The 9,039-nt window shown below is 58.2% G+C and carries 5 protein-coding genes; 2 read left to right on the forward strand and 3 right to left on the reverse strand.

Annotation, left to right across the window (positions count from 1 at the left end; all coding sequences use genetic code 11):
* The first annotated feature begins 67 nt into the window (after positions 1 to 67).
* Positions 68 to 4,714, forward strand: coding sequence for a DUF6543 domain-containing protein (locus tag HU743_RS25170; RefSeq protein ID WP_238351789.1), 4,647 nt, complete (start codon positions 68 to 70; stop codon positions 4,712 to 4,714).
* A gap of 73 nt (positions 4,715 to 4,787) precedes the next feature.
* Here the strand turns inward: HU743_RS25170 and HU743_RS25175 are convergent, their stop codons facing one another.
* Positions 4,788 to 5,057, reverse strand: a complete 270-nt coding sequence (locus tag HU743_RS25175; RefSeq protein WP_186651946.1) for a PepSY domain-containing protein — start codon at positions 5,055 to 5,057, stop codon at positions 4,788 to 4,790.
* Positions 5,058 to 5,211: 154 nt separating this feature from the next.
* On the opposite strand from HU743_RS25175, the gene HU743_RS25180 reads away from it, so the two are divergent.
* Positions 5,212 to 6,213 (forward strand): FecR family protein, encoded by a 1,002-nt coding sequence (locus tag HU743_RS25180; RefSeq protein WP_186651947.1) that lies wholly within the window; start codon positions 5,212 to 5,214, stop codon positions 6,211 to 6,213.
* Between the two features lie 58 nt (positions 6,214 to 6,271).
* Here HU743_RS25180 and HU743_RS25185 read toward each other — a convergent pair whose 3' ends face one another.
* On the reverse strand, positions 6,272 to 8,617 hold the full coding sequence (locus HU743_RS25185) for a penicillin acylase family protein (protein ID WP_186651949.1): 2,346 nt from the start codon (positions 8,615 to 8,617) through the stop codon (positions 6,272 to 6,274).
* 213 nt (positions 8,618 to 8,830) lie between these two features.
* Positions 8,831 to 9,039, reverse strand: a 209-nt coding sequence (locus HU743_RS27280) for a hypothetical protein (RefSeq protein ID WP_238351791.1), incomplete at its 5' end; no start/stop codon positions are given.

The following is a 9,039-nucleotide window of genomic DNA, read 5'->3' on the forward strand; positions in this document are numbered from 1 at the left end:
GATGTTGGCCGAACGCATTCTGCTCAACGCCGACAAGCAACTGCCTGTCCCCTTGGCCGGCAGCTTCATGCTCAGCTCCAGCGCGGATGGCCATGGCGCGTTTCTGTACACGCCCTACGATGGCCTGAAAAAATTCAGCGATGCCCCAGCGCTGATCGCTGCCTTGCAAACGCGCCTGGACAAGGCGAAGGACACGGATGATCTACTCGCGTTTGTCACCCTGTCACGGCGCAAGGAGCTGACAGGTAAGGAAGCCATTACGCTGAGCCGCGAAACGATTGAGGGGGATGTATTCGAAGATCAGAAAGCCGCGATCAACGAATCCCAGGAGGCTTGCGCGCGCGATCTGCTGGATGAATTGACGCGTCTGCCTTCACTCACCGCATTGCTGGAAAAAAATCTCGACGAACTGCTCAAGCCCCACTTTGCCGGCTTGCGACAGTCACATACCCGGGTCCGATTTTTCGCGGATACCCCGACGCTCTCCACGCAAAACAGGCAATTGCTCGCTTCGCTGTCGCTGAGTGAGGCGCTGCTGCTGCATTTCCACCGTCAGGGCTGGCCGCCGGGTCAGACCGTCGAGTTTGCCAATCCGGGCCGTTCAAGCGTGGCGGCCGACCAGATCGCCTGGGGCAATGCGATCAAGTCCGCGTCCCGCGAGCTGACCATGCTGCTGTTTCGACAGCTGGAGCTGTTCTGGAATGCCGCCTCGTTCGAGGGCTCGCCCCGCCGTACATTCTTCAGCCAGACGTTACAGGACCAGGCGCGTGCCGATCTGATGATCAAACGCGAGTCGGCACTTCTCTCGGCCACCGAGTTTGACGCCCTGCACTGCTTGATCCGGGAGCCGAGCGGACCGGTGCGCAAGCCGACTTTCAAAACCGTGTGTTTACGCGACGAGACTGGCGCTGTCGAACTGTCCGGCTCGCTGATGACCAGCCATGACAAGGCTTGGCTCTACCGCCCCAGCCAAGGCTGGCAAGCATTCAGCAACGACGCCGCACTTAAACAAATGCTGATCGCCACACACACAGTGGCCGGCCAGGAAGACGAACTGTATGGGCTGATGAATCTGGAGGAGCGCAAACGTTACCTTGGTTTCGCCAACGCACAGGTGGCCGGAGAGCGCATCGCTGGCGAAATCATGACGGCACTGTTTGAGGCGATCATCACCAAACAACGCCAGAACGTCGAATTCGCCTTGCAGCAATTTCGCCAGGGTGCACGCACTACCGATGTTCATGCGCTTTTTGATAAGGCACTGGATATCCGCTCGATGCTCCACGAGCGCCTGCTCAAACTTGACGTCGATGGGCGCTGGAGTAGCCGTCCGATTGATTCCAACACGCCGCCAACCTCGCTCGCGCAGGTCGACAAGGCAGCGCAACTGGCGAAAACGCTCGGACAGACTCTGGACAATCTCACCAGCGTTTTCAAAGCTCAGCCAACCCTCAGCAGCACCGAACAGCGTGTTTTTCTCCAAAGCAATCGCTGGAAACTGGCGCAGGCCTTCGAAGATGGGCTGCGCGCTGAATCGCAGATCAGAAACCTCAGCGGTTCATGGCTGGCGGCAGAACGCAACATCGTCGATTGCGTGTTCGACACGAAACTCAGCACACGTCTGGATCGGCAGACACTCAATGGCTTTCGGCCGGACGCCTGGTCACTGACCCTCACCCGCACCGACCAAAGTGGCGAATTACCGCTTGCCCATTGCCTCCTGTTGACCGAACGCGGCGGCATGGACGTCGAGCATTCAGGGCGCGCCATTCTGTGGACCCCGGCCATCGGCCTGGAATCGTTCGACAACATCGATATTGCGAAAACGCAATTGCAGCAGCGGCTCGACAACAATAACCAGAGTCAGACAGTGCTGGAGAACCTGGCAGTTGAGCAACGTCGACTGGATCAGCAGTACACACTGGGCACTTTCCATTTGATTGAGGGCAAAGTGTCGACCGACCGCATGCAGTCGGCCATTGAACACTTTCTCGCACATTGCGAAGTGTTACGCGCCTGCACCAAGGATCAGGCCACACTCCCAGCGTTTCTCGGCCACATGAAAACCACCGTCATCGATACCAACCTGAACCGGGCGGTCCAGTTCGCGCAGGCCCTTTCTCGTCACTTGGACTTCCCCGACTGGTTGCGCAAAGCGCCAGTGGCCGAACAAACCACGCAACTGCACTTGCTTGATCAATGGCGACGCAGCGTTATCGACGGCAAGGATTTTCTCGAAAATGTCCCGACGTTGGCCTCTCATGTCGAGCAGACACTGAAAACATTACTCGACAGCCGATTCCCGAATAACGGACTCAAGCCCCAGGATATTCAGATCATCCCGAATCTGACGCTCGCCGGCCCTGCCTGCCATCTGCTCGATTTTGCCCTCCAGCATTACAACATTGCGCAAGGCACTGGCTTCAAAGTGGCTTCGAACACGACCACAACGTTACCCGCAAAGCTCGATCAGTCAGCGGTACGACAACTGCTGCAATCGCTCCGGATTACCACCGCCTACACTGACAAAGTGGTGCAGGCGCTGTCAGGTGACAGTGCTTCTGCCAGTACCAGCAAAGAACGCTTTGTGCGTCAGCTACCCTGGCAAATGATGCAGCACGCGCACTCGTTGAAATTGCAGCAACAGTTGTCGGACACCGGGTACGACTTCATTTGCCAGGTTCTGGACATGCCCGACGGGGTAGCGCGTGCGACGGTGGAAGGCGCTCACGCCATCGTTAGCCCGTTGTCATTGATCAAGACCGGCAGCGCAGACTTTGTCGACACGCTTGGGCTGTATGTCATCGGGCCGGGCACCGGGCACACAGGCCCATGCGTGCTCTATGCGCCGTACGCGAGTGAAGTATTTCGAGAATTCGAGAGTGACGAGCAGTTGATCGAAGCCTTGAATGCGCCCGGGGACTTTCAGGAACTAATCATCCGCCGTCTGCCTTCCGCGCAACAAGCGATCTTCAGGAGTCGGTTGGAAACAACCGTTGGCAAAGCCAGCGACGTCAAACTTCAACGCTCGCCCATCACGGGCAATCTGTTGGAGCAATTACACAAGGACACCCTCAGCCTCTTAACCCACTTGCTTAAATGCCAGCCGCAGGTAAACGCGCAATCGGACTGGGAAGCTGTGAAGTGTCTCTTGCGTCATGGCATTCATCTGGTTCCGCACGTGTTGCCAGGTAAAATCGCTTCTTTGGTTTTTCTATGGAAAAGTTATCAGGATTTCAAAAAATCCGCCGAAGGACTTCAAGACCACCATTGGGCGAACGCCGTGAAAAACTTCATCGCCGGCGGGATAACCCTGGCCAGTCTGGGGCGCCTGTCCTGGGAAACCGAAGCAGAACAGGAAACGGCCGAATTTGCCTCTCAAGCGCAGGTTCCCGTATCGAAGGCTGGCGAAACTGCCGGCGAGACGACAATAGAAACCGCTGCGCGTTGGGCGAAAGTATCACCCGTTACGTCCCCTCGCCTTGACTTGCAGCGTTTTGAAACCACCACTGCTCTGGAGAAGCTCAAACTCGAGGGCAATAAACTGGTTTACGGGGATGCCGCCGCCACGCATAAGTACGCGGCAATCGCCGGCAAAGTTTATGGAGTGGTCCAGTCTGAAAAAAGCTGGTGCTTGCGCAAAAAAGACGGGGGTACAGGGCCGGCCCTTGAACAGAAGAACGCCAGATTAGTATTGGCGCGCGCGGGTCAGCAGGTTCAGCGCTGTCGCTCGAAACAGCGCAACCGTATTCAAACCGAGGTCGAGTCAAGCCGCTCGATCATGATGTACATCCAGGCCAAAGGGATGGCCCAAATCAATCAGCGCTATCCCGCCCGAGCCTTCGTGATACAGCAAGCTGTCGGGCGGGCGCGGAACTACGCACTCAATTGTCTGCATAACTTCGTCATACATCGCGACAACCTTGGTGGCACACGGGTAGAAAGGTTGCTCAGGCATTTCTTCGAAGTACCGCAAGTCACACCCATGCTGCTCAGAAAAATCGAGAAAGTCATCCTGCCCATTTGCCGCGAACTGACAGATCCCAAAGACGACATGCTCTATACCGAGCGCTTTTTCGCCGGCTTGAATACACGCTACAGCGACGACACCGTTGCCTTTGTTTTCAAGGAAGACAAACGCAAGATCCTTCACCTGACCGAACATTTTTTTAACCCGTGCATGGATGCGTACACCGATGTATTGCCGCCCAGATTCAATGTCGACTCGCATGCTCGCGCCGTCGCGCTGCTGCACGAGCTTTCGCATCTGATCTGCGATAGCGAAGATCTGGTCTCCGCTGAGGCGATGGCGCCGTTTCCACACCTTATCGATACAACCACTGCCAAGGGGCAATTGCTCAAAGCAGACCTCGATCAACAGCGCAAATCCTTGTCGCGCTTCACTGAAGCTTCGCATCTGTTCGCGCACAAGGACGAGAACGGAGTGTGGGTCGATCTCGACCAGTTGCCGGACGCCGCCGATGCCTGCAAAAAAGTTCTCAGCGTTACAAAAACCAAAAACCTCGCAGATGCGCGTAAAGCCTTCCGCGATCCTCTGGCGGATGAGGCGCGCATTGACGTGATGCTGGCCAACGCTGATTCAATCGCCCTGCTGATCAGCGAAATGGGCAGCGAACTGGACCCGCTTCCGGCGCCGATACCGCTGCCAGCGCCAACGTCGGGCGAAAAAGGAACCACGCAATCCTCGCCATGACAGCCCAAAAAAAAGCGCCGGCGTGACGCCAGCGCTTTTTCTACCCGTAACACTTAGTGGATGAACCGCCTGGTTAATCCTTTTGGTCGCGCAACACGTTGCCCGACGCCCCGTCGATGCGGAATTCATACACGGAGCCGTCGGCCTTGCGCCCCTCGCCTTCCCAGTAACCGTCATTGTCGGCGCCGATTTCATAGACCTCGACGTAGCCGGCCTTGGTCTTGGCAACTTCGATGGCTTTTTCGATGGTGATCCAGCCTGCGCCAGGCTTGTCGGCCAGGGCGGTGCCGGCGCCGAGCAGACCGGCAGTGGCGATCAGGGCAGCAAAAGTCGTTTTGATCATTTTTTCACTCCATTTATGGATAGTAGGCAGTTGCGTCCTGTTTTTTTGGGTAACGCTGCGGAAAATAAGTTCCACTTTTGATGGGCAATTGCCATGACTGCTGTTCTCGGCCACTTCCCGCAAAGGGTAGAATGAGCAAAATCAGGATGACTCAATGACCCAAGACACCCTCTCGGAAGCCGAATACGATGCGATCACCGATGCCGCCGCGCACTGGTGCATGCGTCTGCACGCCGCCGATTGCACGGATGAGGAGCGTGATGCATTCGAGCAGTGGCACGCGGCTCATCCGCTACATGCGTTCGAGTACGAAGCCATGCTCGAAGTCTGGGAGGTCGCCGAACACTTGCCTCGCCCGGCGCCCGCGCTTGCCACAGCACCGCAACAGTCTTCGCACGCATGGCGCCAGTACGTTGCGGTCGCCGCAGCGTGCGCACTCGCACTGCCCCTGGCGGCCTATGCCGGCTGGAATCTTGGCTGGTTGCCCAACAGCCATGAGCATTTCTCCGCCACCGACGAGGTGCGTCGAGTCACCCTCAGCGACGGCAGCGAGCTGGAACTGAACCTCAACACCGATCTGACCTTTAGCAACTACAAGGATGAGCGCCGTGTCACGCTGAAAAAAGGCGAGGCATTCTTTACTGTCAGTCATGACCTCGCCCATCCCTTTGTCGTGCGCGCAGGGGAAGGCAAGGTTCGGGTGACCGGCACGCGTTTCAATGTGTGGATGTATGAGGATCAAGTGCGGGTCAACCTGGTCGAAGGCTCGGTGCTGGTGTCCAGCGATCGCGCCCTGCCGGGTGACGGCCTGCGTCTGGGGCCAATGATGCAGGCGCGCTACAAACACGGCGACTACATCCCGCAGATCAGCCAGACCTACCCCGACGATGCAGCGTTGGCCTGGCGCAGCGGCAAACTGGTGCTGGACAATCTGGCGCTGAACGACGCCCTGCCCCTGATCAACCGCTACCTGACCCACCCATTGATGCTGGCGGACAGCCGCACCGGTTCGCTTCGCGTGGGTGGCATCTACAACATCAAAGAGCTGAACAACCTCGCCAACAGTCTGCCCAAAGTGCTGCCGGTCTACCTGACGCGCAACAAGGAAGGCAACCCGGTGATCAACTCGATGCCGCAACAACCGCCAAAAAGCTGAAGGCCGCACCCCTTGCAGGATGCGGCCCTCAGCTTCGACACCATGAACACACCGGGAATTACTGAGCAGCGACTTTCCCCGCGTTGCCCAGCGTCTCGCGTACAGTCTGCACCTGATATTGCGGATCAGCCTTAATTTGCTGCTCGGTAAACGGCAGCACACTCCACTGCTTCTTCGAAAACGCCTCGGTCTGATCCCGCGAATACTTCGACGCCGGATCGCTCGACAGCGAAAACGCCAGCAACCCCTGGGCGTGCGGACCGTTTTCATCGAACGTCACGACTTGCAGATAACTGGTACCGCTGACCACTTCGAGCTTGCCGTCCTCACGAGGCACGCTCTGAATCGCGTTGTAAATTCCCAACGTGCCCGGCCCGCCGTGAATAGGCGTCTGTTGCCCGCCACTGCTGACGACCTGGATGTCGCCCCAACGGCTCTGCGGCTTGAGGCCCATTTTCGCAGTCGATTCGACCGACGCCAGCATCGCCTCACGCAACGCCTTGGCCACCGCTGGCTGCTCGATCGCCAGACCTCGCGGCGTGTGCCGGGCATCGTTGGGATCGAACGCGACACGCCAGACATCCGGCAAATCCTGCAGCGCCTGCATGATGTTGTGGAAATGCACCAGCCCCACCCCCGAATCCAGATTGGCCCGACCGTCCCAGGCCTTGAGACTGGCGCAAAGCGGTTTCAGCGCCTGCGCATTGGCACCGAGGCTCGCGGCACAGAACTTCAGCAGATCCGGCATCACCTGGGTGGCCAGATACACCTGATCATCCATCACCATGTGTTGCAAATCCTTCACTGCCAGCGGACCTTTCTTGCTCAACGTGGCTAGACGATCCAGCGCAAAACGCGAGCGCCAGCCCAGCGGTTGACCGTCCTGACTGATCAGCGGTGAAAAACCGCTCAGCGGTTGCGCCGGGTTGGTCAGCCATGCGGAGTCATTGGAATGCTGGACGAAGTCTTTGCGCTGCAATTGCGGCAACTGGCTGGCGGCATAAATGCCCTTCTGCGCGGCGTGCGGGTCAACGTCCCAGGCGCAGGCGCTGTTGGAGCCATCGAGCACAATCAGTTGCGTGCCAATCCGCGGATCGCTGCACTGCGCGAGTTTGTCAGCACTGACGTTGGGCACCACCGACAGGTTCATGTACAGCGTCTGCCCCTGGTCATCGACGGCCAGCGTATTGACCCACGGTATGCCTTGGATCTTGTGCACCGAATCCTGCAACTGCTGGAGCGTGGACGCCTGATTCATCGCGTACCACTGATTCAACACCCGGTCATTCTCCAGGTTGGCATCGCGCAGGCTATAGGCGTATTGCTTGTCCCAATCGAGCTTGCCCGGCCACTGCACAATCGGCCCGAACTGCGAACTGAAGACGTCACGCGAGACCGCCACCACCTGCCCCTCAGCCTGCTTGACCTGCACGGTCACGGTCTGCTTGTTCATCGGCAGCGACTTGCCGTCGAGCAGGTAGCGCGTCGGGTCTTTCGGATCGAGTTGCAAGCGATACAAGGTGAAGTGTTTCGATGAATCGACCGTGTGCGTCCAGGCCAGGTGCTGGTTAAAGCCAATATTGATCACCGGCAGACCGGGCAAGGCAGCGCCCATGACGTCGAGCTTGCCCGGGATGGTCAGGTGCATCTGATAAAACCGCATCCCGCCGACCCACGGAAAATGCGGATTGGCCAACAACATCCCGCGCCCGTTGAACGAACGCTCACTGCCCACAGCCACCGCATTACTGCCGCGATCCAGGGCAAAGCGTTGCTGGCGCGCATCGGCCAATTGATAAGCCTGCCTATCGTGTTCAACCACCGCTGTCGCTTGCGGCGGCGTAGCGCCGACCAAGGCCTCGGCAAACTGCCCGACACCGCCCTCGACCAGCAAACGACGGGTCAGCTTGACCAGATCCTGCGGTGCAATCTTGCGCACCCACTCGCCCTGACACTGTTGTGGCAAACCCTGCTGACGGCGCTCGTCCAGATAACGGTTGTAACCGGCAGCGTAGCCTTCGACCAGATCCCGAACCTGAGCCGGTTGAGCCTGCCAGAAGGTGTCGACCGCCTCGGGGGTATTGAGCCAGTTGAAGAACACATCGCTGACTCGATTTTCACGCTCTTCAACGGTGAACTGATCCGGACCGAAGTAACGTGAACGCTGGCCATTGACCGTCACGATCTCGTTCGCCAGCAGGCACAGGTTGTCCTGCGCATAGGCATAGCCAATACCGAACCCAAGCCCGCGCTCATCATGGGCACGAATATGCGGCACACCAAAAGCGGTACGGCGAATATCGGCACTGACCTCATTGGCCAGGCTCAATGCATGAGCTGAACAACTCAGGCCGAAAAACACGCCGGCAAAGGTCAGCCCGGTTAATTGTCTGGAAATCGTCACGCTTGCTCCTGATCGACATGCCAACGAACGGACCAGACGCCACAAACAAGGCGTACGGCGGATCCGCTCTGGAAACACCCCTGCGTCCACGCGCAATGAGCCTGTCGAAGAAACGAAGCTGGAAGGAAAAATTTAATGGGTTCCTGTCATTCGGGAAACAGAGCAGGTTCGGTCAATGGGTTCGAGTTCAGTCAGTAGCAGCATGGGTGGCTGTCAGGACGCCTTCGCGAGCAGGCTCGCTCCCACAGTGGGATTGTGGTGGGTCAGGAGGATTTGGGTCGGCTGGCAGGCCGCCTTCGCTGGCAGGCCAGCTCCCATAGTTGGGATTGGGTGAATCTGATGGAGATGAGGCGGCTGGTTGGCCGTCATCGCGAGCAGGCTCACTCCTACAGTGGGATTGTGGTGGGTCAGGAGGATATGGG

Source organism: Pseudomonas sp. SWRI99 (genome assembly GCF_014270125.1).
GTDB lineage: Bacteria > Pseudomonadota > Gammaproteobacteria > Pseudomonadales > Pseudomonadaceae > Aquipseudomonas > Aquipseudomonas hamedanensis.

Bases quoted from the DNA above. Each gene is read 5' to 3' on its own strand.
- HU743_RS25170 (WP_238351789.1), top strand. From the start codon at position 68: ATGCTCAGCTCCAGCGCGGATGGCCATGGCGCGTTTCTGTACACGCCC.
- HU743_RS25175 (WP_186651946.1), bottom strand. From the start codon at position 5,057: ATGATCAAAACGACTTTTGCTGCCCTGATCGCCACTGCCGGTCTGCTC.
- HU743_RS25180 (WP_186651947.1), top strand. From the start codon at position 5,212: ATGACCCAAGACACCCTCTCGGAAGCCGAATACGATGCGATCACCGAT.